The 24868-nt window shown below is 57.9% G+C and carries 26 protein-coding genes; 5 read left to right on the plus strand and 21 right to left on the minus strand.

The features are described from left to right. The coding region (locus tag RTE01_RS26285; RefSeq protein WP_218029269.1) for a hypothetical protein at window positions 1–241 on the minus strand (241 nt) is incomplete at its 3' end. A gap of 212 nt (window positions 242–453) precedes the next feature. Between RTE01_RS26285 and RTE01_RS24310 the strand changes: the two genes are divergently transcribed. Further along, window positions 454–1326 (plus strand): mechanosensitive ion channel domain-containing protein, encoded by an 873-nt coding sequence (locus RTE01_RS24310; protein ID WP_134527870.1) that lies wholly within the window; start codon window positions 454–456, stop codon window positions 1324–1326. A gap of 62 nt (window positions 1327–1388) precedes the next feature. Here RTE01_RS24310 and RTE01_RS26230 read toward each other — a convergent pair whose 3' ends face one another. Together RTE01_RS26230 and RTE01_RS24315 are read right to left on the minus strand one after the other, a co-directional pair. Then, the gene (locus tag RTE01_RS26230; RefSeq protein WP_166793755.1) at window positions 1389–1550 is read right to left on the minus strand and encodes a hypothetical protein; all 162 of its coding nucleotides are present in this window, start codon (window positions 1548–1550) and stop codon (window positions 1389–1391) included. 24 nt (window positions 1551–1574) lie between these two features. Next, on the minus strand, window positions 1575–2276 hold the full coding sequence (locus tag RTE01_RS24315) for a pirin family protein (RefSeq protein WP_134527867.1): 702 nt from the start codon (window positions 2274–2276) through the stop codon (window positions 1575–1577). Between the two features lie 104 nt (window positions 2277–2380). On the opposite strand from RTE01_RS24315, the gene RTE01_RS24320 reads away from it, so the two are divergent. Continuing rightward, window positions 2381–3277 carry a LysR family transcriptional regulator gene (locus tag RTE01_RS24320; protein WP_041147352.1) on the plus strand — a complete coding sequence of 299 codons (897 nt, stop codon included), beginning with the start codon at window positions 2381–2383 and terminating at the stop codon, window positions 3275–3277. Between the two features lie 41 nt (window positions 3278–3318). Here the strand turns inward: RTE01_RS24320 and RTE01_RS24325 are convergent, their stop codons facing one another. The 11 genes from RTE01_RS24325 to RTE01_RS24375 all read right to left on the minus strand — a co-directional run bounded on the left by RTE01_RS24325 (window position 3319) and on the right by RTE01_RS24375 (window position 10771). Then, window positions 3319–3684: a DUF805 domain-containing protein gene (locus RTE01_RS24325; RefSeq protein WP_041147351.1), complete on the minus strand. Its 366-nt coding sequence runs from the start codon at window positions 3682–3684 to the stop codon at window positions 3319–3321. A gap of 126 nt (window positions 3685–3810) precedes the next feature. Continuing rightward, window positions 3811–4797 (minus strand): glutathione S-transferase family protein, encoded by a 987-nt coding sequence (locus tag RTE01_RS24330; protein ID WP_041147350.1) that lies wholly within the window; start codon window positions 4795–4797, stop codon window positions 3811–3813. Window positions 4798–4870: 73 nt separating this feature from the next. Next, window positions 4871–5263: a DoxX family protein gene (locus RTE01_RS24335; protein WP_004867955.1), complete on the minus strand. Its 393-nt coding sequence runs from the start codon at window positions 5261–5263 to the stop codon at window positions 4871–4873. 235 nt (window positions 5264–5498) lie between these two features. After that, a complete protein-coding gene (locus RTE01_RS24340; protein ID WP_041147349.1) occupies window positions 5499–5795 on the minus strand; it encodes a YqjK-like family protein in 297 nt (98 codons plus the stop codon). A gap of 2 nt (window positions 5796–5797) precedes the next feature. Next, complete coding sequence (locus tag RTE01_RS24345; protein WP_041147348.1) at window positions 5798–6190, minus strand: phage holin family protein; 393 nt, start codon at window positions 6188–6190, stop codon at window positions 5798–5800. A gap of 2 nt (window positions 6191–6192) precedes the next feature. Continuing rightward, window positions 6193–6498: a DUF883 family protein gene (locus RTE01_RS24350; protein WP_041147347.1), complete on the minus strand. Its 306-nt coding sequence runs from the start codon at window positions 6496–6498 to the stop codon at window positions 6193–6195. 32 nt (window positions 6499–6530) lie between these two features. After that, the gene (locus RTE01_RS24355) at window positions 6531–6899 is read right to left on the minus strand and encodes a DUF1090 domain-containing protein (protein WP_041147346.1); all 369 of its coding nucleotides are present in this window, start codon (window positions 6897–6899) and stop codon (window positions 6531–6533) included. Between the two features lie 149 nt (window positions 6900–7048). After that, window positions 7049–7435, minus strand: coding sequence for an EnvZ/OmpR regulon moderator MzrA (gene mzrA / locus RTE01_RS24360; protein WP_172620402.1), 387 nt, complete (start codon window positions 7433–7435; stop codon window positions 7049–7051). Then, window positions 7435–8097, minus strand: coding sequence for a DedA family general envelope maintenance protein YqjA (gene yqjA, locus RTE01_RS24365; RefSeq protein ID WP_041147345.1), 663 nt, complete (start codon window positions 8095–8097; stop codon window positions 7435–7437). Before yqjA ends, mzrA begins: the two co-directional genes overlap by 1 nt. A 465-nt stretch (window positions 8098–8562) precedes the next feature. Then, window positions 8563–9339, minus strand: a complete 777-nt coding sequence (gene exuR, locus RTE01_RS24370) for a transcriptional regulator ExuR (protein ID WP_041147344.1) — start codon at window positions 9337–9339, stop codon at window positions 8563–8565. A gap of 130 nt (window positions 9340–9469) precedes the next feature. Further along, window positions 9470–10771, minus strand: a complete 1302-nt coding sequence (locus RTE01_RS24375; protein ID WP_041147343.1) for an MFS transporter — start codon at window positions 10769–10771, stop codon at window positions 9470–9472. Window positions 10772–11251: 480 nt separating this feature from the next. Between RTE01_RS24375 and uxaC the strand changes: the two genes are divergently transcribed. Both uxaC and RTE01_RS24385 read left to right on the plus strand, forming a co-directional pair. Next, entirely contained in the window at window positions 11252–12664 is a 1413-nt protein-coding gene (gene uxaC, locus RTE01_RS24380) for a glucuronate isomerase (protein ID WP_041147342.1), read from the plus strand. Between the two features lie 18 nt (window positions 12665–12682). Continuing rightward, window positions 12683–14170, plus strand: coding sequence for a UxaA family hydrolase (locus tag RTE01_RS24385; protein WP_134527864.1), 1488 nt, complete (start codon window positions 12683–12685; stop codon window positions 14168–14170). Window positions 14171–14326: 156 nt separating this feature from the next. Here RTE01_RS24385 and sstT read toward each other — a convergent pair whose 3' ends face one another. From sstT to RTE01_RS24405, 4 genes are all read right to left on the minus strand, one after another. Next, entirely contained in the window at window positions 14327–15574 is a 1248-nt protein-coding gene (gene sstT / locus RTE01_RS24390; RefSeq protein ID WP_041147340.1) for a serine/threonine transporter SstT, read from the minus strand. 253 nt (window positions 15575–15827) lie between these two features. Further along, window positions 15828–16796 carry a TerC family protein gene (locus tag RTE01_RS24395; RefSeq protein WP_134527862.1) on the minus strand — a complete coding sequence of 323 codons (969 nt, stop codon included), beginning with the start codon at window positions 16794–16796 and terminating at the stop codon, window positions 15828–15830. Window positions 16797–17074: 278 nt separating this feature from the next. Next, window positions 17075–18064: a Gfo/Idh/MocA family protein gene (locus tag RTE01_RS24400; RefSeq protein ID WP_041147338.1), complete on the minus strand. Its 990-nt coding sequence runs from the start codon at window positions 18062–18064 to the stop codon at window positions 17075–17077. 70 nt (window positions 18065–18134) lie between these two features. Beyond that, window positions 18135–18638: a M48 metallopeptidase family protein gene (locus RTE01_RS24405; RefSeq protein WP_041147337.1), complete on the minus strand. Its 504-nt coding sequence runs from the start codon at window positions 18636–18638 to the stop codon at window positions 18135–18137. Window positions 18639–18723: 85 nt separating this feature from the next. Between RTE01_RS24405 and rlmG the strand changes: the two genes are divergently transcribed. Continuing rightward, window positions 18724–19860: a 23S rRNA (guanine(1835)-N(2))-methyltransferase RlmG gene (gene rlmG, locus RTE01_RS24410; protein WP_041147336.1), complete on the plus strand. Its 1137-nt coding sequence runs from the start codon at window positions 18724–18726 to the stop codon at window positions 19858–19860. A gap of 59 nt (window positions 19861–19919) precedes the next feature. On the opposite strand, the gene RTE01_RS24415 is transcribed toward rlmG, so the two are convergent. The 3 genes from RTE01_RS24415 to lsrR form a co-directional block, all read right to left on the minus strand. Continuing rightward, complete coding sequence (locus tag RTE01_RS24415) at window positions 19920–21941, minus strand: NADPH-dependent 2,4-dienoyl-CoA reductase (protein ID WP_141335433.1); 2022 nt, start codon at window positions 21939–21941, stop codon at window positions 19920–19922. 173 nt (window positions 21942–22114) lie between these two features. Further along, the gene (lsrK, locus tag RTE01_RS24420; RefSeq protein ID WP_134527859.1) at window positions 22115–23704 is read right to left on the minus strand and encodes an autoinducer-2 kinase; all 1590 of its coding nucleotides are present in this window, start codon (window positions 23702–23704) and stop codon (window positions 22115–22117) included. A 37-nt stretch (window positions 23705–23741) separates the two neighbouring features. After that, a complete protein-coding gene (lsrR, locus tag RTE01_RS24425) occupies window positions 23742–24713 on the minus strand; it encodes a transcriptional regulator LsrR (protein ID WP_045856735.1) in 972 nt (323 codons plus the stop codon). Window positions 24714–24868: the final 155 nt, after the last annotated feature.

The following is a 24868-nucleotide window of genomic DNA, read 5'->3' on the forward strand; positions in this document are numbered from 1 at the left end:
CATGAAAAGAGCGCGGCTTAGCGGCCAGCTTCAACTCTTCAGAAAACCCCGCTTCGGCGGGGTTTTTGCTTTCTGCGCAAAGGATTAGGCAGAAAGAAAAGGATGGGGCAGAAAGAGCGAATGACTGTCCACGACGCTCTTCATGGAAAGAACGCGGCTTAGCGGCCAGCTTCAACTCATTCGACACGCCATGACCTGCAGCTTTAATTTGGCACCGCGCCGGCGTGATATTATTCTTCACCGCGGGCCGCCGGGATATATAACGGATGGCGCGGGTTGTATAAAATTAAACATTTTTATTGCTGTTTTTGATGGCGCGCTCGGGGATACTGTCTGGCTTAGTATTGGCGTGTTTTATCCATTTTATCTACTGTCCCTGACAGGTGCTTTGCACTATTAAGTACTAATGGATGGCATATTAATTTTTCTTAGCCTGAGTCCGGAGTGCTTATTATGAAAGACTTTGTTTTATTCCCACAGGTTAAAAACGCAATTGCATGGCTGGAAGGTCATGGCGATACGATTATGCAGTTTGGCTGGAATATTGCGGCCGCGGTTATTTTACTCTTTGTGGGTAAACTGGTTTCTAAATTATTATCAAAGACTATCGAAAGGCTCCTGTTGCGCAGAAACGTCGACGCGACGGTGGTTCATTTCTTCGCGGCGATCGTTCGCTATATTACGATGGCGTTTGCCATCGTGGCGGCGCTGGGAAGAGTCGGTATCGAAACCTCGTCGATTATTGCCGTTATTGGCGCAGCTGGCCTGGCGATTGGCCTTGCGCTGCAGGGGTCGCTGTCGAACTTTGCCGCCGGCGTGCTGCTGGTCACGCTACGCCCCTTCCGCGCGGGTAACTTTGTCCAGGTTGGCGCGGTGTCCGGGGTTGTGCAAACGGTTCACGTTTTCTCAACGACGCTGCTCACCGTTGATAATAAAGAAGTGGTGATCCCCAACGGCAAAATCATTGCCGACAGCATCGTGAACTACTCCCGTCATCCGTATCGTCGTATCGATCTGCTGCTGGGCGTGGCGTATCAAAGCCGCATTGCGGAGGTCAAAAACGTTATTCAGAACGTTGTTGATAAAGAGTCGCGTATTGATAAATCCCGCGGCACGACGGTGCGCCTTATTGAGCTCGGGCCGTCAACGCTTAACTTCACCGTCCGCGTGTGGGTGAAAAACGTTGAATACTGGGATACCTATTTCGATCTGCTGGAGACCATTAAAGAGTCGCTGGATGAGCATAATATTGTGCTGCCGGGCCCGAGGATGGATATTCAACTGGTGAATTCATCCCAGCAGGCGCTTATTCAGCGCGCGTCATAACCTCTCGCGCAGATAATAACAGCGGAAGCAGAGTCGGCCCCGGCAGGAGCCGATTTTTGGCATCAGGCGGCGTTTTCTTCATCCTGAAGTCGTATCTCCGCATCGGCGACGATAGCCTCCAGCTCGCTGAGCATCTCTTCGTAGCCAAAGCCGACGACGTGGGTTGTTTCCGGCAAGGTCGGCTGAATCGGCGATGCGGTCTTCTTCGGTTTCTTCTTACTCACTGATAAGCTCCATGACTCCCGTTTTTACACCGGTAAATCTATCAGTAAAGCGCGCAAAGGCGTATCGGCAACGAGGGTAATGTTAGCTTCATCACGAATAAAGGCGCCATCGCCGCAGGTCAGCGCCTGCTTTTCCTCTTCATGCGCTACGGCGTGCACGGTCCCGTGAATAGACTGCAGATAGGCGCGCGGTCCGTGAAGCTGCATGTTAATCCTCTCGCCTTTCGCCAGATCGAGATGATGGATCCAGACCTGCTGGCGTAGCTGCAAACTATCCTGCGCGCCGTCCGGTGAAGCCAGCAGCTGCTGCGGACCCTCGGTGATACTCATCTTCTGTACCAGCGGATTTTCGCGCTCCGGGCAGGCATCCAGCCACAGCTGCATCCGCGTGAGCGAACAATCTTTACTCAGATTATGCTCGCTATAGCTGACGCCCGGCTGGGTCGAAATCAGCAGCGCTTCGCCGGCTTTGGCCTGCACGTGGTTGCCGTCGCTATCGCGGTACTCCGCTTCCCCTTCCAGGATCAGGTTCAGGATATCGACCTTCGGGTAGGTGCGCGGCTGGAACGATGCGCCCGGTGCCAGAACTTCCTGGTTGAGCACGCGCAGGGAGGCGTAGCCTAACAGTTTAGGGTCGAAGTAGTGTCCAAAGGAAAAGGTGTAGCGGGCCTGCAGCCAGCCGAAATCTGCTTGTCCGCATTGTTTGGCTGTTCGGGTAGTAATCATTGTCTTGACCTCTCTTTACACTAAAACAATGGTAAAGGTATGGACGCTGTATTGTTAGCCAGATATTCTGCCCGGTATATTCAAATTTCCTGAATGAGAGTGCTATGGCCAGAGAGAGAGCATTAACGCTGGAAGCGTTGCGCGTAATGGATGCGATCGACCGGCGCGGGAGCTTTGCCGCCGCGGCTGACGAGCTGGGACGCGTCCCTTCTGCACTCAGCTACACGATGCAAAAACTGGAAGAGGAGCTGGACGTGGTGCTGTTTGACCGCTCCGGTCATCGAACAAAATTCACCAACGTGGGCCGCATGCTGCTGGAGCGCGGACGGGTCCTGCTGGAGGCGGCGGATAAGCTCACCACCGATGCCGAAGCGCTGTCCCGCGGTTGGGAAACGCATCTGACCATCGTCACCGAAGCGCTGGTGCCGACCACCGATTTCTTCCCGCTGATTGAAAAGCTGGCGACCAAATCGAACACCCAGCTCTCGGTCATTACCGAAGTGCTCGCCGGCGCATGGGAGCGCCTGGAGCAGGGACGGGCGGATATCGTCGTTGCGCCGGATATGCATTTTCGCTCTTCGTCGGAAATTAACTCGCGTAAGCTCTATTCGGTGCTGAATGTCTATGTTGCCGCGCCGAATCACCCTATTCATCAGGAGCCGGAGCCGCTTTCCGAAGTCACGCGGGTGAAGTATCGCGGCGTGGCGGTAGCGGATACCGCGCGTGAGCGTCCGGTGCTGACGGTGCAGCTGCTCGACAAGCAGCCGCGTTTAACGGTCAGCACCATTGAAGATAAGCGCCAGGCGCTGCTGGCAGGGCTGGGAGTGGCGACCATGCCCTATCCGCTGGTGGAGCAGGATATTGCCGAAGGGCGCTTACGGGTTGTCAGCCCGGAATATACCAATGAGATTGACATTATTATGGCCTGGCGCCGCGATAGCATGGGCGAGGCCAAATCCTGGTGCCTGCGGGAAATTCCCAGACTGTTTACCGGGAAGTAAATCAGCGCTGCGCACCGCGCGAAGGCGGTGCGCATAATGAGCTATGAAAGGGGTTTAGGGTCGGGTCCGAAGCGGTTATTTCCGGGCGTTCCGCTTTGGCAATTGAAGACCAGAATCGCCAGCCAGCCGATGACCGGGATCAGCAGCAGCAGTAGCCACCACGCCGAACGGTCCGTGTCGTGCAAACGCCGAAACTGCACCGCCCACCATGGCAAAAAGATCAGCACGCCGTAAATCGTCGTCAGGATGCCTTCACCCCCCGCTCGCTGCCAGCCCAGCATTTTATCGATAATGCTGAGCACGCCGGTGAGGATGATATTGACCAGAATAAACATCCAGTACTCTTTACGACGGGCGCGACCGCCAAAGCCAATATAGTTTCTTATTACCTGTAGATACCAGTCCATGTCTATGCCTCGATTAGCCGTCAATCACTTGTTTTTAAAGCGATCGTAATAAGAATAGACGGGAATGAAAGGCGGGTAAATATCGCGGCTGTGAAATTTCAGGCGCCGCTGGGGGCGCCCGATATATCAGCGGAAAAGAAGGTCACGGCCGTGCGGCTCGTGCAGATCCTGCTGCGGACCGACGGAGATAATTCCGGTCGGGTTGATGGTTTTATGGCTGCGGTAGTAGTGGTTGCGAATATGGCCAAAATCGACGGTCTCGGCAATGCCCGGCATCTGATAGATATCGCGCAGGAAGCCGTACAAATTTGGGTAATCGCTGATGCGCCGCTGGTCGCACTTAAAGTGGGTGACATACACCGGGTCGAAGCGCACGAGGGTGGTCCACAGACGAATATCGGCTTCGGTTAGCTGGCTGCCCGTCAGGTAACGGTGCTGGCCGAGGATCTGCTCCAGGCGTTCCAGCGAAGCAAATACGCCATCAACGGCTTCATCATAAGCCTGCTGGCTGGTGGCGAACCCGGCTTTATAAACGCCGTTATTCACGCTGTCGTAAATCCAGCCGTTCAGCTCATCGATGTTCTCGCGCAATGCAGGCGGGTAGTAATCGCCGGCGGTTGCCCCCAGCCCGTCGAAGGCGGTATTGAACATACGAATAATTTCAGCTGACTCGTTGCTGACGATAGTTTGCAGCTTCTTATCCCACAGGACCGGCACCGTCACTCTCCCGGTATATTGCGGGTCGGCATGCAGATAGAGCTGGTAGAGAAACTGGTGCTGATACAGCGTATCGCCGGTGGCGTCCGGGAAGCTGCTATCGAACGTCCAGCCGTTCTCGAACATCAGGGGATTGACGACCGAGACGGAGATAAATGGCTCCAGGCCTTTTAGCTTGCGCAGAATCAGGGTGCGATGCGCCCAGGGGCAGGCGAGGGAGACGTACAGATGATAGCGATCTTTTTCGGCAGCAAAGCCGCCATCGCCGCTCGGTCCGGGTGCGCCATCGGCGGTCAGCCAGTTACGGAAGGCCGAAACGGAACGCTTGAATCGTCCTCCGGTGGATTTGGTGTCATACCAGGTATCGTGCCAGACGCCGTCGACTAATTGTCCCATCGTTTCCTCCTTCAGACTGTAGATAGCAAAAGCGAGGAGATATCTCCTCGCTTTTTGATTCAGTATAGTGTGCTTACCACTTTTTATTCAGCACGCGGTCGATGCTGAATGCGCCTGGACCGGTGATAGCCAGCAGCAGGAAGCCGCCTGCGATGGTCAGGTTTTTCATGAACATCAGCGAGTTCACGCCTTCAGCAAAGTTGCTGTGGAACAGGAACGCGGTCAGCAGGGTAAAACCGGCGGTGAACAGCGCGGTCGTACGGGTCAGGAAGCCGAACAGGATGGCCAGGCCGCCGCCGAACTCAAGCAGAATGGTTAACGGCAGTAATGCACCCGGGACGCCCATGGCTTCCATGTATTGCTGAGTGCCTGCATACCCGGTGATTTTTCCCCAGCCTGCGGTAATAAACAGGATTGGCATCAGGATACGTGCTACCAGTACACCAACATCTTCTAATTTTTTCATTTCTTACTCCAGAAAACCCAAAGGGCGGCGGTTTTGTTTTTTGGTGCAATCCTGCGTAGTTACGCGGGGTTGCTGTCGATGGAGTGAATATTAGCGAGACGTTGAGGGAATTGTTAGCAAGGAAAACTGTAGATCTTCATCAAGAATTCTGAGTAACTGCCCGGGAGACAGGCAAATAAAAGGACCGGTTAAGGTCCTGAGAACAAAGCAGGTGGGGGAACTCAGCGCGGTGTGCCTAGCGCGATGATTGCTGGCGCAGCAGGCCTTTAACCATGCGCCAGGTACTCCAGACGCCGACGCCGCGCCGGGTCCAGCGCATAAGAAAGCGCGGGTGGCGAACGGACCAGATGGCCATCACGCCGCTGCCGACCAGCGCCCACGAGCGCAGGTTTTGCAGCGTCAGCCAGCCCCGGTCGAGCGGGGCGGTGGCTGCCAGCCAGTCGCGGCGGCCGGCGGTTAAATCCAGCCGCTGCTGCTGGATCTGGCGCAGCAGAAGCGTCTTGCGCCGCTCACGTTCCTGTTGACTGCTCACGGTTAATCATCCTCCAGCAGCGCTCTGTCGTTAGCCAGCTCCGTGCGGGTATGGCGCAGGAACGTCGAACGCCGGGCCTTGCGTAGCGTCCAGATACCGCCGATCAGCGAAGCGAGCAGCAGCACGACGGTGGTGGCGATCATGACGTTCAGGCGATACTGCGGATCGACGGCCCAGATAATGAGCACCAGCAGGCTCATCAAGCCGAACGCGGCGAACAGCAGGGTCAGCCCCAGCATCAGGAACAGCTGGAAGAGGTTAGCCTTCTCTTCTTCCAGCTCCACGACCACCAGACGCAGACGCGTTTCCACCATTTCAACCAGCAGCGATACGATGCGCTGGCCGATGCCGAAAACGCTCTGACCCGGTCCTTGCGTGCGTTGAGAGTCCGCCATAATTAGCGACGCGTCAGCAGGACACCCAGCACCAGCCCAACGGCTGCGCCAATACCTACGCCGGTCCACGGATTTTCGCGAACGTACTCATCGGCGCGCGCGGCGCTTTCACGGGTCTGCCTGACGATGGCATCGCCGGTTTCACCCAGACGTACGCGGCTCTCTTTCAGCGCGCTTTCTGCTTTGCTACGCAGCTTGCCTATCTCTTCCTTCGATTTATCCGTGGAGGAGTTCAGCACTTCTTCCAGGGTATCAGCCAGAGTTTTCAGTTCTGCACGCAGGTCGTCTGCAACGTTATCTTTAGGCATCTTTCTCTCCTGTAGAGTGGTCCATATACATACTAGTACTCACGTGACTCAAGCGCTTTCAGCTCTTGCTGCGCTTCATCAAGTTTATGCTGGCGCTTGCTGATTTTCTCAGCATCGCCTTTCTGTTCGGCTTCGCGCAGATCGCGCTGACGTTCGCTAATCTCTTCCCGCTGCTTAGCGATTTTTTGCTGGTGATCGGCTTTGAGCTTACTGTCGCTACAGTGGGCCTGAACTTCACGCAGCGCCTTATTGAGGCCATCAATACGGTTCTGATTATGATGTTTCTCGGCATAGCTAATCTCCCGCTGGATATCCTGCTCTTTTTCCTGACAGGGGGAGATGGCAAAGGCGCTGGAGCTAAGCGAAGTTAAAACCAGGATCAAAGCGATGCGGTGTTTCATGGATGCTACCTTCCATTGTGTGAGGGCATATCCGTAGGATAGACCCGATCCAGTTGATTAACGTCAGCCCGGTGGCTCCCGCAGTCTTAAGCATAGTAAGGAAAACAGGAAATCACCAAACTGCGTGAAAATATTCAGAATTTTGGAAATTATCCAAACCTGTGTGGCGTATCGCGCAGGCGGGAGAGCCATGCTGTCGGCGTGTTATCTTCCTCCAGCAAAGCAATAATATAGCCGTGCGGCAGGGCGCGTCCCAGCACTTCTTTCGCCGCTATTCCCTGGGCGCTGGAATCAAATTTGATCAGCAGGCCATCTTTTTGCGGCGTGATGCTTTTAAAACGAATACCGTTGGCATCAAGATGGTGCCAGACGGAAAAGCCGTCCGGCATGCCAACATCCTGACTTGCGGGGTGGATAGCGAGGGTGGCTTCCTGCTGTTGCGCCGCCAGCCATAGCCAGAACAGGGCGCACAGCAAAAGTGAACCGCCCAGCATCCAGCCCAACTTACGCAGAGAAGGGCGTTTATTAACCATCATCAGCCCCGACTTCTGTGTTTTTTCTTCCACATCACCACGAGCGAGCCGATTAAGCCAAATACCAGCAGCACCACCGGCAGCAGCATCAGGCAGGACATGAGCTGATCTTCATATTTCAGGAATACCGGCGTTTTGCCCAGCAGGTAGCCCAGGGAGGTCAGAATCAGTACCCACAGCAGGCCGCTCATCCAGTTAAAGAACTGGAAGCGCGCATTGTTCAGCCCCGAGATGCCGGCAATGGTCGGCAGCAGGGTACGAACGAAAGCGATAAAGCGGCCAATCAGCAGCGCGGAAAGCCCGTGCTTATGGAACAGATGGTGCGCGCGCTGATGATAGTGGGACGGCAGATGCGAAAGCCAGTTCTGCACAATCCGCGTGTTGCCCAGCCAGCGGCCCTGAATATAGCTCAGCCAGCAGCCGAGGCTGGCGGCCGTTGTGAGCAGCAGCAGCGTTTCGGGGAAGCCCATTGCGCCTTTAGCAATCAGGACGCCAACCAAAACCAGCAGGCTATCGCCCGGTAAAAAAGCGGCCGGAAGCAGGCCGTTTTCGAGGAATAAAATCATAAATAAGACGAAATACAGCATGCCAATCATGGAGGGATTGGCGAGAGTTTCGTAATCCTGGCTCCATAGAGCATTTAACAATTGGGTTAATAGTTCCATTCACGATTCCTGGTACATCGGTTAACGGTACGTCTGAACGCAGTGTAAATATAGCGACATAGGTTGTTATTGGATTATGGTCGCTGCTGATGCGGTCTGAACGGATCCCTGTCTGGCATCATCTTCTTCAGGTCGTTCCAGGCTACTTTTGCGCGGAAAAACCAGCCGCTATTGCTATCCACGCTACCGGGTATCTCTTCCTTTGCTCTCTGCACGTACCCTGAAGGGATAGGCGTGCATCAGATAAAGATAAGCAAATGCGAGCTGCAGAACGACGAAATGCATCTAATTGTAACAAAACCGCTGACTTTACGGCAGATAAATTGCAGTTTGTTGCTTGTTGATTTTGCTGATTGCGGCGGCGAGTGGCGAGTGTCTTTACACAGGCTGACACTATAGATGTTTGCTTACCTGGTCAGGATGGCGGGCGAACGCTGGTCGTCGGCCCGGAATGAGGATAATCGCTTATTTTACGCCGTTGGCGGCGGTATCGAGGTGAACAACCGGATTTTCCGCAAACAGGTAGCGATCGGCGTTGAATTCAAAATCATCGCTGGTTTCGTTGAACAGCATCAGCTTGGTGTTTTCCAGGTGCTGCCACATCGCCAGCTTCGCGGCGTGCGGATCTTTACGAATCAGCGCTTTAAGGATCTGATCGTGATCGTCGCACCAGCTATCGACGGTGCGCATGTCGATATGGTCGTGCAGTTTTTTCCAGTAGGGGTTGTGCACGCGCTGGGTCCACATTTTTTCGACAATCGCCGCGAGGGCGGAGTTCTGGGTCGCCAGCGCAACCTGAACGTGAAACTGGAGGTCCCACTCGGAATCGCGGAAGCACTTCTCTTTGCGCGCGTTCTCCTGGATCTCCATAAGCTTCATGATGTCCTGCTTGGTCACCTGGGTGGCGGCAAACTCGGCGATATTGCTCTCAATCAGCTGTCGGGCCTGCAGCAGCTCAAACGGACCGTAGTTGGCGAACTCCAGGGTCTCGTCGATCGGCTGCTGGTGCTTCGGATGATTGGAGATAACGTGAATGCCCGAGCCTTTGCGCACTTCCACATAGCCTTCGACTTCCAGCATGATAATGGCTTCGCGAACCACGGTACGGCTAACGCTTTTCTCGTCGGCAATAAACCGCTCTGCGGGCAGCTTATCGCCCACCAGGTAGACACCTTGTTCAATACGTGCCTTCAACTCTGCGGCCAGCTGTTGATACAAACGACGTGGTTCTGTGATTTCCATATTCGCTCCCGGAAGATGGCGACAATATTGGATTTGTTATACCACTTTTACGCGCATCCCACCACTGCCAGGCATGAAAAAGCCGCCTTTATCGAGGCGGCTTGAGCGGGTCAATCTTGCGGTGCAGTCGCTAGCTTTGCGTCACCGGTTTACTGGTGCTGAGCGGGGTGGGATCGTCGTCCGCCGATTTGTTCTTCAGTACGGTCCAGATGACGATGGCACCCAGCAGATCGAAGACCGCCAGCACGGCAAACAGCGGGCTAAAGCCGATGGTGTCCGCCAGCGCGCCGACCACCAGCGCAAACATGGTGCTCGCCATCCAGGCTGCCATACCGGTCAGGCCGTTAGCGGTCGCCACTTCATTACGACCGAATACGTCGGAAGAGAGCGTAATCAGCGCCCCGGACAGCGCCTGGTGAGCAAAGCCGCCGACGCACAGCAGGGCGATAGCCACGAACGGGCTGGTGAACAGGCCAATCATACCCGGGCCAATCATCAGTACGGCGCCCATGGTGACGACCATTTTACGCGAGACGATCAGGTTGACGCCAAACCAGCGCTGGAACAGCGGCGGCAGGTAGCCACCCACGATGCAGCCGAGGTCAGCGAACAGCATCGGCATCCATGCGAACATGGCGATCTCTTTCAGGTTAAAGCCATACACTTTAAACATGAACAGCGGGATCCACGCGTTGAAGGTCCCCCAGGCCGGCTCCGCAAGGAAGCGCGGCAGGGCGATACCCCAGAACTGACGGTTGCGCAGGATCTGCCACGGCGACATCTTCTTACCGTTGTTGGTCTGATGCTGAGACTCCTGGCCGCCGATGATGTAGTCGCGCTCTTCGCTGGTTAATTTTTTCTGGTCACGCGGGTGCTTATAGAACACCAGCCACGCCATAGCCCATGCGAAGCTCAGGACGCCGGAGATGATGAACGCCATCTGCCAGCTGTGCATCACAATCGCCCAGACCACCAGCGGCGGCGCGATCATCGCGCCGATCGAGGAGCCAACGTTGAAGTAGCCAACGGCAATGGAGCGCTCTTTGGCCGGGAACCATTCCGAGCTGGCCTTCAGGCCCGCTGGGATCATGGCGGCTTCAGCGGCACCCACGGCGCCACGCGCCAGGGCTAATCCGCCCCAGCTGCCTGCCAGTGCCGTTGAGCCACAGAAAATAGCCCAGGCGATAGCGAAGAAGGCGTAGCCGATTTTGGTACCGAGAACATCCAGCACGTAGCCCGCAACAGGCTGCATAACGGTATAAGCAGCCGAGTAGGCCGCGATGATATAGGAATACTGTTGGGTGGAGATGTGTAACTCTTCCATCAGAGTTGGCGCAGCCGCAGCCACAGTGTTACGCGTCAGGTACCCCAGCACGGTGCCCAATGTCACCAGTGCGATCATATACCAACGTAACCCTTTAATTTTACGCATGTAAAACCTCATCGTTTGTTTTATATCCGCAGCGAGTGCGGCCATCTTCAGCCCCGTAACGGCGATGAAGAGGGAGAACGGAGGGCTCAGGGTGGGAAACCCATATGGCCCGAACCTTGCCATCAATCGTTATGTTTAATCCGGCATCCATACCGTTCAATCCGATGCCTGTCGTCATCGGTAATACATTCCGTCGGTTCATATGTTTCGACGAAAGCAAGATAACTTGTCATACAACTTCAAAGGTTGAGTGCCGTCACAAAAGTGGGAAAGTTTATGGGGGTATTATCCTCTGCGAGCAAAGCCAGTACTGGCGCGGCCTGGCGAAGTTTTTACTCCTTTGGCGGTAATTTTTTTGTCAGCGTTTATTGATCTAACTCACGAAAAAGATTTCGGTCTCTGGAAATTGGTGTGATAACTTTGTCAGCATGATAGTCAATCATCTGAAGGGCTCCGCAAAGGGGCGAAGAGGAAAAGAAAATGACACCGTTTATGACTGAAGATTTTCTGCTTGATACCGAATTTTCCCGCCGTCTGTACCATGACTACGCCAAAGAACAGCCGATTTTCGACTATCACTGCCACCTGCCTCCGCAGCAGATTGCCGAAAATTATCGTTTTAAAAATCTGTATGACATCTGGCTGAAAGGCGATCATTACAAATGGCGCGCGATGCGCACAAACGGCGTTGCTGAACGCCTGTGTACCGGCGATGCGTCGGATCGCGAGAAGTTTGCCGCCTGGGCCGCTACCGTGCCGCATACCATTGGCAACCCGTTATACCACTGGACGCATCTTGAGCTGCGTCGTCCTTTTGGTATTACAGGTAAGGTGCTGTCTCCGGCTACCGCCGATGAGATCTGGGATCGGTGCAACGCGCTGCTGGCGGAGGAGCGTTTTTCTGCCCGCGGCATCATGCAGCAGATGAACGTGAAAATGGTCGGGACGACCGACGATCCGGTTGATTCGCTGGAACACCACGCGGCGGTAGCAAAAGACGCGAGCTTCACCACCAAAGTCCTGCCGAGCTGGCGTCCGGATAAGGCGTTTAATATCGAACAGGCGACCTTCAGTGACTATATGGCGACGCTGGGCGAAGTATCCGATACCGATATTCGCCGCTTTGCCGACCTGCAGTCTGCGTTAACGAAGCGTCTCGATCACTTCGCGGCCCACGGCTGTAAAGTCTCCGACCATGCGCTGGACGTGGTGCTGTTTGCCGAAGCCAGCGAGGCCGAGCTGGATAGCATCCTCGCCCGCCGCCTGACCGGTGCCGTCCTGAGCGAGCGCGAAGTCGCGCAGTTCAAAACCGCCGTGCTGGTGTTCCTCGGCGCAGAGTACGCCCGCCGCGGCTGGGTACAGCAGTACCACATCGGCGCGCTGCGTAACAACAACCAGCGCCAGTTCAAGCTGTTAGGGCCGGACGTTGGTTTCGACTCCATCAACGATCGGCCGATGGCGGAAGAGCTGTCGAAGCTGCTGAGCAAGCAGAATGAAGAGAACCTGCTGCCGAAAACCATCCTCTACTGCCTGAACCCGCGCGATAACGAAGTACTGGGCACCATGATCGGTAACTTCCAGGGCGAGGGGATGCCGGGCAAGATGCAGTTCGGTTCCGGCTGGTGGTTCAACGATCAGAAAGACGGCATGGAGCGTCAAATGACCCAGCTGGCTCAGCTTGGCCTGCTGAGCCGCTTCGTCGGCATGCTGACCGACAGCCGCAGCTTCCTCTCCTACACGCGCCATGAATATTTCCGCCGCATCCTGTGCCAGATGATCGGCCGCTGGGTAGAGGCAGGAGAAGCGCCGGCGGATATTCAGCTGCTGGGCGAGATGGTGCAAAACATCTGCTTTAACAATGCGCGTGATTACTTCGCCATTGAACTGAACTAAGACCAGAGGTCGGTTGATATGCAATACATTAAAATCCATTCGCAGGACAACGTCGCGGTGGCGTTGGCTGATATGGCGGCAGGCACGACGGTCACTATCGACGATGCGGTAGTCACGCTAGGCCAGGATATCGTCCGCGGGCACAAGTTCGCGCTATGCGGCATTGCGAAGGGAAAAAACGTCATTAAGTATGGTTTGCCCATTGGTCATGCGCTGGCGGATATCGCGCCAGGGGAGCATATTCACGCCCACAATACGCGGACCAACCTGAGCGACCTTGACGAGTATAGCTATCAACCGGATCTCGCCGAGCCGTCGGCGCAGCCTGCCGATCGCGAGGTGCAGATTTATCGCCGGGCTAACGGCGATGTCGGGGTGCGCAACGAGCTGTGGATCCTGCCGACCGTTGGCTGCGTCAACGGCATTGCGCGTCAGATTCAGAATCGCTTCCTGAAAGAGACCCATGACGCGGAAGGCACCGACGGCGTTTTCCTCTTCAGCCACACCTACGGCTGCTCGCAGCTGGGGGATGACCATATCAATACCCGCACCATGCTGCAAAATATGGTGCGTCATCCCAACGCCGGCGCGGTGCTGGTGATCGGCCTCGGCTGTGAAAATAATCAGGTCGCTGCCTTCCGGGAGACGCTGGGCGACTTCGACCCGCAGCGCGTGCGCTTTATGGTCTGCCAGGCCCAGGAAGATGAAGTAGAGGCGGGGATCGAACATCTCCACGAGCTTTATCAGGCGATGCGCGAGGACAAGCGCGAACCGGGCAAGCTCAGCGAGCTGAAGTTTGGCCTCGAATGTGGCGGCTCGGACGGGCTGTCGGGGATCACCGCCAACCCGATGCTGGGGCGTTTTTCCGACTACCTGATCGCTAACGGCGGCACAACCGTACTGACGGAGGTGCCGGAAATGTTCGGCGCCGAGCAGCTGCTGATGAGCCACTGCCGCGATGAAGCGACCTTCGACAAGCTGGTCACCATGGTGAACGACTTTAAGCAGTACTTCATTGCACACAACCAGCCGATTTACGAGAACCCATCGCCGGGCAATAAAGCGGGCGGCATCACCACCCTCGAAGATAAGTCGCTGGGCTGCACGCAGAAAGCGGGCTCCAGCCAGGTGGTGGACGTCCTGCGCTACGGCGAGCGCCTGAAGGTGCACGGCCTGAACCTGCTGAGTGCGCCGGGCAACGACGCGGTGGCGACCAGCGCGCTGGCCGGCGCCGGCTGCCACATGGTGCTATTCAGCACCGGGCGCGGTACGCCTTACGGCGGCTTCGTGCCGACGGTAAAAATCGCCACCAACAGCGAGCTGGCGGCGAAAAAGAAACACTGGATTGATTTCGATGCCGGCCAGCTGATTCACGGTAAAGCCATGCCGCAGCTGCTGGAGGAGTTTGTCGACACAATCGCCGAGATTGCCAGCGGCAGGCAGACCTGCAACGAACGCAACGACTTCCGCGAGCTGGCGATCTTTAAAAGCGGCGTCACTCTCTAATGACGCGTCACTCTTTACGCCGCCGCGGCGTTGGCTCCGTTTAGCGACCGCGAAGGGCTAAACTGCGGAGTTAAAGAGTGGGCAAGGCGATGCAAAAACGGCGTATCAGATGATGATACGCCGTTGTGTTTTACAGGCCCTTACTGGGGCCGCGGATTAGCTGCGCAGAGCGTTTTTCGCCAGCTGCTCGTCTTCGGCAATACAGACCGCGGCGGTAAACAGCACGTCGGTGGAGGAGTTCAGCGCGGTTTCACAGGAGTCCTGCAGGACGCCGATGATAAAGCCGACGGCCACGACCTGCATGGCGACGTCGTTCGGGATACCGAACATGTTGCAGGCTAATGGGATCAGCAGCAGCGAGCCGCCCGCCACGCCGGAAGCGCCGCAGGCGCACAGGGAAGCCACGACGCTGAGCAGCAGAGCCGTAGGTAAATCGACCGGGATACCCAGGGTATAAACCGCCGCCAGCGTCAGCACCGTAATGGTGATGGCGGCTCCGGCCATATTGATGGTGGCGCCGAGCGGGATAGAAACCGAATAGGTGTCACGATCCAGGTTCAGCTTCTCGCTCAAGGCCATATTGACCGGAATATTCGCCGCGGAGCTGCGGGTAAAGAAGGCGTACACGCCGCTTTCACGCAGGCACATCAATACCAGCGGATAGGGATTGCGGCGAAGCTTCCAGAATACCAGCAGCGGGTTAATCACCAGCGCGACCAGCAGCATACAGCCTACCAGCACCAGCAGCAGCTGGGCGTAGCCCCACAGCGTATCAAACCCGGTCGTCGCCAGGGTCGAGGAGACCAGGCCGAAGATACCCAGCGGCGCGAAACGAATCACCACCTTCACGATGAAGGTCACCGCGTTGGAGACGTCGTTAACCAGATTCTTCGTGGTTTCGTTACCGTGGCGCAGCGCAAATCCCAGACCCACGGCCCATACCAGAATCCCGATATAGTTGGCGTTGAGCAGGGCATCAATGGGGTTTGCCACCATGCTCATCAGCAGCCCGCGCAGCACTTCTACGATCCCGGAGGGCGGCGTAATGCTGTCGGCGGCGGTGGTCAGATGCAGCGTGGAAGGGAAGATAAAGCTGAACAGCACGGCGGTCAGCGCGGCGCTGAAGGTGCCCAGCAGATAAAGGAATAAAATCGGGCGAATATTGGTCTTTTGCCCCTGCTGGTGGTTGGCGATTGAGGCCATAACCAGCATCAGAACCAGCACCGGGGCGACGGCTTTCAGCGCCCCGACGAACAGCGTTCCCAGCAGGCCAACGGCGATTGCGGCAGGTTTTGACACCAGTGCCAGCAGCACGCCGAGAACCAGACCCAGTAAAATTTGTTTCACCAGGCTACCCTGGGACAGGCGCTTCAGCAGGCCTGATGGGGGAGTGTGAGTCGTCATGATTTATTCCTTCCAGTGATGTGGCTTTCCGCTCCGGGGCGTATTATTTGTTACGTTTATGTCCGGATGTAAGTAAATGTTTGCCTGGTTGAGTATACGGAAACAGCGCCAGGGAGGAAGCGTAAAATGCTGCTTATTGCGGCGGGATCTGATTTTTTAACTGTATTTTAACGATTTTGTGACATTGGTAAAATAATGCGCGGTAAAGGCGAAGGGCCGGGGGAAAGGGGACTCCACCCGGCCCATGAGCGGCTTACTGCAGCCGCTTTTTCTTATCGTGCTGCTGGTTGACCCAGGCGTTGATCAGCAGCGTCAGCGCCAGAATCCCACCGACCGTACCGAGCGAAATGCCGATCGGGATATGGTAGAAATCGACGATCAGCATCTTGATACCGATAAAGACCAGAATGATCGACAGGCCGTATTTCAGCATCGAGAAGCGTTCCGCCACGCCTGCCAGCAGGAAGTACATCGCGCGCAGGCCGAGGATCGCGAACAGGTTCGAGGTCAGGACGATAAACGGATCGGTGGTGACGGCGAAAATAGCCGGAATGCTATCGACGGCGAAAATGACGTCGCTTATCTCCACGAGGATCAGCACCAGCAGCAGCGGCGTGGCGAACAGCACGCCGTTTTGCCGGGTAAAGAAGTGCTCGCCCTCAATTTTATCGGTCATCCGCAGGTGGCTGCGGATCCAGCGAACCAGCGGCTTATCGCCGATGCCGGAATCATCCTCTTTCGCCAGCGCCATCTTCACGCCGGTAAACAGCAGGAATGCGCCGAAGATATAGAGCAGCCACTCAAACTGGGAGATAAGCCAGCTGCCGGCGAAAATCATCACCGTACGCAGCACGATCGCCCCAAGAACCCCGTATACCAGCACCCGACGCTGTAGCGCAGGCGGTACGGCGAAGTAGCTAAACAGCATCAGCCAGACAAAGACGTTATCAACGGCCAGCGCTTTCTCGATCAGGTAGCCGGTGAGGAAGGCCAGCGCCTGCGGATCGGCGACCGCGCGTCCTTCGGTTTGTACCAGATACCACCAGAAAGCGGCGTTAAAGAGGAGGGAGAGCGTGACCCACAAAATTGACCAGCCCGCGGCCTGCTTCATGGTCATGCTATGCGCACCGCGACGTCCCTGAAGCAGCAGGTCGATAGCCAGCATGATCGTCACGACAACAGCGAATCCGCCCCATAACAACGGTGTGCCGACACTATTCATTACGATATTCCTTACATAAAAACAAAACGGCTGACGTCGGAAGACGGCAGCCGCTGCGTGTTTATGCATAGACCTCGCCTTCCGGCAAGGTCTCACTTACAACGGTAAAAGGACTCGCCCACAGGACGCGGCCTTTTACCGTTGCCCGGCGACCGGATGCGCTTTGACACGCATCGTAATGACGATCCACCGGCAAGGAAGTTACTCCCCTTTGCGCGTAACAAAGTATTACAAGTCATAAATGGCGTCAATGGTCGCTGACGGCACCTTACACTCTTTTACGCCGCAGGCAGGCTATCCGCCGGGAAAACGACCCCGGTCTGACGGCGAATTTCGCTCAGCAGCTTCGCCGTAATGCGGCTAACCTCCAGGCCCGGGTGAGTAACCTGATTGGCTTCAACCAGCCGGGCAAACTCTTCCGCTTCATACAGCATAGTATTGATATGCTGCGGCTGCGTCAGGTCCTGGGCTTTCCCGCCGCGCGGAATGAAGCACACCTTCTGGCATTCGGAGATTTTCTCGATAACCAGCGCGCCGGCTTCCCCCTGGATTTCACTCGGCAGCGTCGAGTCGCTCACTTTCGAATGGTGCAGGGTGACGTCGAAATCAGGATAGCTCAGCACCACCGTGCCCTGGGCGTCGACGCCGCTCTCCAGCAGGCTGGCGCTGGCGTGGACGGCGCGCGGCTCGCCCCACAGCGCGACCGCCGAGGCCAGGCAGTAAAAGCCGATATCCATGATCGAGCCGTTAGAGAAGGCCGGATTGAAGGTGTTGGGGTTCTCGCCGTCGAGGTAGCGCTGATAGCGTGAAGAGTACTGGCAGTAGTTGATAAAGGCTTTATGCAGGCGGCCAATTTTGCTCAGCGATTGCTGCAGCAGCTGGAAGTTGGGCAGGCTGGCGGTTTTAAAGGCTTCGAACAGCACCACCTGGTTTTCCTTCGCGGCGGCGATAGCGGCTTCGGCTTCGCGGATATTGGAGGCCAGCGGTTTTTCGCAAATCACGTGCTTTTTATGCGTCAAAAACAGGTGCGTTTGCGGGAAGTGCAGGGAGTTCGGGCTGGCGATATACACCGCGTCAACGGCATCGCTCTGCGCCAGATCGTCCAGCGAGGTGAACAGGTGTTCGACCGGGTAATCGTTAGCGAAAGCCTGCGCTTGTTCAAGGCTGCGGGAGTAGATGGCGGTGAGCTTATACTTGCCGGTTTCATGGGCGGCATCGACAAACTGGCGGGTTATCCAGTTTGTGCCAACAACTGCGAAACGAATCATAAAGGTTGACGAACTCCGTGAAAGGGAACCTTTTGCCACTCTAGCATGCCATCATGACAAAACCAGTGCGCTACTGCGCAGAACGATTTAGCGAAAGGTGCGTTAGCCACAGGCGGGTATCGAACTCCAGCTGGTGGTACTGCGGCTCCATATAGCAGCAGAGCTGATAGAAGGCTTTGTTGTGGTCCTTTTCTTTCAGATGCGCCAGCTCATGAACCACAATCATCCGCAGAAAGGCTTCCGGCGCATCGCGGAACACCGTCGCGACCCGAATTTCGGCCTTCGCCTTCAGCTTGCCGCCCTGCACGCGCGAAATGGCGGTATGCAGGCCGAGCGCGTTGTTCAGCACGTGGATCTTGCTGTCATACATCACTTTATTCACCGGCGCCGCGCCGCGCAAAAAGCGGGTTTTCAGATCCTGGGTATATTGATACAACGCCTTATCGCTGTTGACGTCGTGGCTCTGTGGATAGCGTTTTTCCAGCACCGCGCCAAGGCGCTGCTCGGCAATTAATGTGCGCACCTGAGAGAGTAAACTCTCCGGATAGCCCTGCAGGTAAGTTAGTTGACTCATCAAAGCCCCAAATAAAAAATAAAAAGGGTATACTCACGCACCCTTTTCAGGGATAACGCCAAAATTTTACCACTCAGGAGGGCCGATGAGCCACTTAGACAACGGTTTCCGTTCACTGACACTGAAACGTTTCCCGGAAACGGACGACGTTAACCCACTGCTGGCGTGGGAAGCGGCGGATGAATACCTGCTGCAGCAGTTGGACGATACGGAGATTAACGGCCCGGTCCTGATTCTGAACGACACCTTTGGCGCCTTGAGCTGCGCGCTGGCCGAACATACGCCTTACAGCATCGGCGACTCGTACCTCACCGAGCTCGCCACTCGTGAGAACCTGCGCCATAACGATATTGCTGAATCCAGCGTCAAGTTTCTCGACAGCACCGCCGAATACCCGCAGGCGCCGGGCGTGGTGCTGATAAAAGTGCCGAAAACGATGGCGCTGCTGGAGCAGCAGCTGCGCGCGCTGCGCCTGGTGGTGACGCCGCAAACCCGCATTATCGCGGGAGCCAAGGCGCGGGATATTCATACCTCCACGCTGGAGCTGTTTGAAAAGGTGCTGGGCCCGACCACCACGACCCTGGCCTGGAAGAAAGCGCGCCTGATCAACTGCACCTTCAGCGCACCGGCGCTGGCCGATGCCCCGGAAACCCTCAGCTGGAAGCTGGACGGCACCGACTGGACTATCCACAACCATGCGAACGTCTTCTCCCGCACCGGGCTGGATATTGGCGCACGCTTCTTTATCGAGCATCTTCCTTCCAACCTCGAAGGTGAGATTGTCGATCTCGGCTGCGGCAACGGCGTGGTTGGCCTGACGCTGCTGGAGAAAAACCCGCTGACCAGCGTGGTGTTTGTTGATGAATCGCCGATGGCCGTTGCCTCCAGCCGCCTGAACGTTGAAACCAACATGCCGGAAGCGCTGGACCGCTGCGAATTTATGATTAACAACGCGCTGTCGGGCGTGGAGCCTTTCCGCTTTAACGCCGTGCTGTGCAACCCGCCGTTCCACCAGAAGCATGCGCTGACGGATAATATCGCCTGGGAGATGTTCCACCATGCGCGCCGCTGCCTGAAGGTCAACGGCGAGCTGTACATCGTGGCGAACCGTCACCTGGACTATTTCCATAAGCTGAAGAAAATCTTCGGCAACTGCACCACCGTCGCCACCAACAATAAGTTCGTGGTATTGAAAGCGGTGAAGGCGCGCAGGCTGCGCTGATTCACTGACCTGCCGGCGGCGGTTGCCCACAAAGGCGCTGCGCCGCCGGGCGATTGGCGCTAAATCTCCAGCGCCAGTCGGGTTCCCTGGGCAATCGCGCGGCGGGCATCGAGCTCCGTCGCCACGTCGCAGCCGCCTATCAGATGCACCCTTTTCCCCGCCGCCCGCAGCGGATCCGCCAGCTCGCGCTTCGGCTCCTGGCCGGCGCAGATAATCACCCGATCGACGCTGAACAGCTGGGTTTCGCCGTCGATCGTCACGTGCAGCCCCTCATCGTCGATCTTCTGATAGCTTACCGACGGGATCATTTTCACGCCGCGAGCCAGCAGGGTGGCGCGGTGGATCCAGCCGGTGGTTTTGCCTAAGCCGTCGCCGGGCTTACCGGCTTTACGCTGAAGCATGACGATCCTGCGCGGGCTTTTCGGCAGCCGGGCGCCTTCCGCCCGCAGTCCGCCCGCGCTCTGCAGGCTGGTATCAATTCCCCACTCCTCGCAGAACCCGGCAATATCCTGGCTGGTGGCGGGCCCCGGCTGGCTGAGGTACATCGCGGTATCAAAGCCGATGCCGCCGCAGCCGATAATCGCCACGCTGTCGCCCACCGGCGCCTTATCGCGCAGCACGTCGAGATAGCTCAGCACCTTTGGATGCGTAATGCCGTCGATATCCGGCATCCGCGGCGCGATACCGGTGGCGAGGATCGTCTCATCAAACGCCATTAGCCGATCGGCGTCGATCGGCGTATTAAGCTGCAGATCGACGCCGGTCAGTTCCAGCATCCGCCGGTAGTAGCGCAGGGTTTCATAGAACTCCTCTTTGCCGGGGATCTGTTTGGCGATATTAAACTGGCCGCCGATCTCTTTTTGCGCGTCGAACAGCGTCACGCGGTGCCCGCGCGAGGCGGCGTTGACGGCAAAGGCTAGTCCTGCGGGGCCGGCGCCGACTACCGCCAGCCGTTTCGGCGCGGCGGCAGGGGTGACCGGCATCAGGGTTTCGTGGCAGGCGCGAGGGTTAACCAGGCAGGAGGTCACTTTACCGACGAAGATCCGATCGAGGCAGGCCTGGTTGCAGCCGATGCAGGTATTGATCTCATCCGCCCGGCCGCTTTGCGCCTTCGTCAGGAATTCACCGTCGGCGAGGAAAGGGCGGGCCATCGACACCATATCGGCGTCGCCGCGGGCGAGGATCGCCTCCGCCACCTGCGGATCGTTAATTCGGTTGGTGGTGATGAGCGGAATCGACACCGCACCTTTCAGCTTGCGGGTCACCCAGCTAAAGGCGCCGCGCGGCACCGGCGTGGCGATGGTCGGAATGCGCGCCTCGTGCCAGCCGATGCCGGTGTTGATAATCGTCGCGCCCGCCGACTCAATGGCTTTTGCCAGCATAATCACTTCCGGCAGGGTGCTGCCGTCGTGCACCAGATCGAGCATCGACAGGCGATAAATAATAATAAAGTCGGCGCCCGCGCGCTGGCGCACGGCCCGTACGACCTCGACGGCAAAGCGCATGCGCTGAGCGTAGTCGCCGCCCCAGTCGTCGTCGCGGTGGTTGGTGCGCGCGGCGAGGAATTCGTTGATCAGGTAGCCTTCCGAGCCCATCACTTCGACGCCGTCATAGCCCGCTTCCCGCGCCAGCTGGGCGCAGAGGGCAAAATCGTCGATCAGCTGCAGAATCTCATCGTGGCTCAGGGTGTGCGGGGTAAAGCGGTTAATCGGGGCCTGCAGCGGCGAAGGGGCGACCAGCTGCGGCTGGTAGCTGTAGCGGCCGGTATGCAGGATCTGCAGGGCAATTTTGCCGCCTTCGCGGTGCACCGCGTCGGTAATGTGCCGGTGATGCGCAAGGTGGCTGGCGTCGTTAAGCACCGCGCCGCCGGCCATCGTAACGCCGGAGGCGGCAGGCGCCACGCCGCCGGTCACAATCAGCGCAACCCCGTGACGCGCGCGCTCGGCGTAAAAGGCCGCCAGCCGCTCCGCGCCGTCGGCGTGTTCCTCCAGCCCGGTATGCATGGAGCCCATCAGCACGCGGTTTTTAAGCTGGGTAAAGCCCAGGTCGAGCGGAGCGAATAACGACGGATAGTGGCTCATAATGGCTTCCAGGGTCGAATATGTAACATTATTGTTATGTGGTCGGATGAGTTACTAATTTAGCCGTCGCCGGCGAAAAGGGAAAAGGGGAGTGCGGCGATTGTGATGGGATTCAAAGAATGATGCGTGGCCGGGCGCCATCGGCTCTCTGCGATGGCGCGGCGGCCGGTGGGCTAGACCCGGTGGCGGCGCGCAGCCGGCTCAAGCCCCGGCGCCTGCCACATGGAGGTGGTCAGCCCGCTGTCTACCAGCCCGAGCTGGTCGGCGTAGACCGACTGCCATTTGCTCATCATCTCCTGATAGAGCTCGCGATGCGCCGGGTTGGGGGTAAACTCCTGATGCCAGCCCACCAGCTTTTCACCCGTCGCCGCCATATCGGCGTACAGCCCGGCACCGGCTCCGGCGGCGATGGCGCAGCCGAGGGCGGTGGCCTCGCGCACCACCGGGACGCGCACCGGCAGGCCGGTGACGTCGCTGAGGATCTGGCTCCACAGCGCGCCCTTCGACCCGCCGCCGGCGAAGACCAGGCTATCGAAGGTGACCCCCGAGAAGCGGGAGATCTGCGCGAGATTACAGGCCGAGACAATCGCCGCATTCTCTTCCAGCGCGCGGAACAGGGTCGCTTTATTGCACTTTTCCGGGTCGATGGAGAGGTTAATAAACGACGGCGCGGCGTGGTACCACTGCTTAAAATGCATCGCATCGGAGAAGATCGGCATCACCCCGTGGGAGCCGGCGGGCACCCGGCTGGCCATCTCCTCCAGCAGAGAGTAGGCGTCCACGCCGAGGCGCTCGGCCACCAGCTTCTCTTCGGCGCAGAAGGCGTCGCGGAACCAGCGCATGGTGAGGCCGGTAAAGAAGCTAATCGACTCCGCCTGGGCCATGCCGGGAATGACGTGGGGATTGACGCGAATATTCATCTCCGGGTCGGTGCGCGGCTGCGGCAGGTTGACCACCTGCTGCCAGAAGGTGCCTCCCAGCACGGCGGTCTGCCCCGCGCGCACTACCCCGAGGCCGAGGCAGCCCAGCTGCACGTCGCCGCCGCCCATCACCACCGGCGTGCCTGCCCGCAGTCCGCACTGCTGCGCCGCGGCGTCGGTAACCGCCCCCAGCAGCGTGCCGGTCTCTTTCACCGGCGAGAGCATATCGGCGCGCAGTCCGGCCATATCCAGCAGCGCCGGACGCCAGTCGCGGCTGAACAGATCGAGCATCCCGGTGGTACCTGCATTGGACGGGTCGACGGCCAGTTCGCCGGAGAGTTTTGCCGCCAGCCAGTCGCTGATCATGGTGACGGTAGCCGCCTGGCGATAGATATCCGGGCGATGGTGGGCCAGCCACAGCAGGCGCGGCATGGCGCTGAGCGCCAGGGTTTGGCCGGAGACCTCATATACTTCGGACTCAAAGCGGAAATCGTGGATCTCTTTGAGCTCCGCCACCTCGCGGCTGGCGCGCGCGTCGACGTTGGCGCAGGCCCAGATGGCCTCGCCGTTGCGGTCATATAAAACGATCCCTTCGCGCATCGAGCAGCAGGCGACGGACTGAATATCCGCCGCGCTGAGGTGAGCGGCGCCGAGCGCCTGGCGGATGCACTGGCAGGCCAGCTGCCAGTTGGTGATCAGGTCGAACTCCATCGAGCCGGGAACATTTTCCACGCTCAGGTGCTTCCATTCGGCCTGGCCGACCGCCACCTGGCGCCCCGCAAGATCGAAAACCACCGCCCGAATGCTGCCGGTCCCGGCATCTAACGCTAACAGGTAACTCATGACATGCGCCTCGCTGGTGTTGCGCGGCGCAGGGCCGTCAGGAGGCCAGCGTGAGCACCGCGCGTGCTGTTGTCTCTTCCGTTACCAGGCCATTAATCCGCTTGCCGATAAGAGCCGCGTAAATCGCCTGCGCTTTTTCCGTTCCTCCGGCAACGCCGACGATGGTTGGCAGCTGCGCCAGCTCGTCGAGGGTCACGCCAAGCAGTTCCCGGTGAATTTCCAGTCCCTCAACCCGCCTGCCGTCGGCCTGCAGGAAATAACCCAAAATGTCGCCTATCGCTCCTTTGCGGGCGTACATCAGCTGTTCGCCTTCGCTGATATAGCCGGAGCGCAGGATGGTGGCGTCGCGGCGCTGGTCGATAGCCCCGATGCCCACCACCGCCGCATCCGCCGCGGTGGCGGCGAGGATCACGTCGCGCACGCTCGACTCCCGACGGAGGATCTCGGCGACGTCGGCGGAGGAGACCCGCAGCGGCGCCGGGATAATGCTGACGCTACAGGCGGCATCCAGCTGGCCGATCCCGGTCATGTAAGGGCCCACGCCGCCGGAAAGGGTCACCAGCCGCACCTGCTGAGAGCTGATAAAGCCGCTCAGATGCTGCAGGCAGCTCATGGTCGCCTCGCCGAAACCGACCGCCAGCAGCTGCCCCGGCGCCAGCACGCCCATCAGCGACTGCGCCGCGCCGATCCCCAGGCGGGTGTTCATCGGCGGGGTGTTCAGCGCCGGAAGCACGCGCGCAATCTTCAGATCGAAACGCCGCTGCAGCTCGGTCTCCAGCGCCAGGCACCCTTCGTAGCGGGAGTTGATCTGCACGCGGATCACCCCGGACTGGCGGCCTTTCTCCAGCAGCCGGGAGATCTTCAGCCGCGGCAGCCCCAGACGTTCACCAATGTCGTTCTGCGTCAGGCCGTCGTGGTAATAGCACCAGGCCACCCGCGCCACCAGCTCTTCCTCGGCTAACGCCAGCCCGGCGTAGCGGCTCTCTTCCGTAATGCGTTTTTCGCTCATAAAGTGAACTCTTATAAAAATTTAGATCATATGTTCGCTATTGCACGGTCGGAAAATGTGAGCCGGCCGGCAAAACCGATCTTTGGCTGTTCGCTGGTTTTATTCAAACGATCGAAAGCATAAAACTGTGATCCTCGCACGGTTGTAAATATAGT

The organism is Klebsiella terrigena (assembly GCF_006539725.1).
GTDB lineage: Bacteria > Pseudomonadota > Gammaproteobacteria > Enterobacterales > Enterobacteriaceae > Klebsiella > Klebsiella terrigena.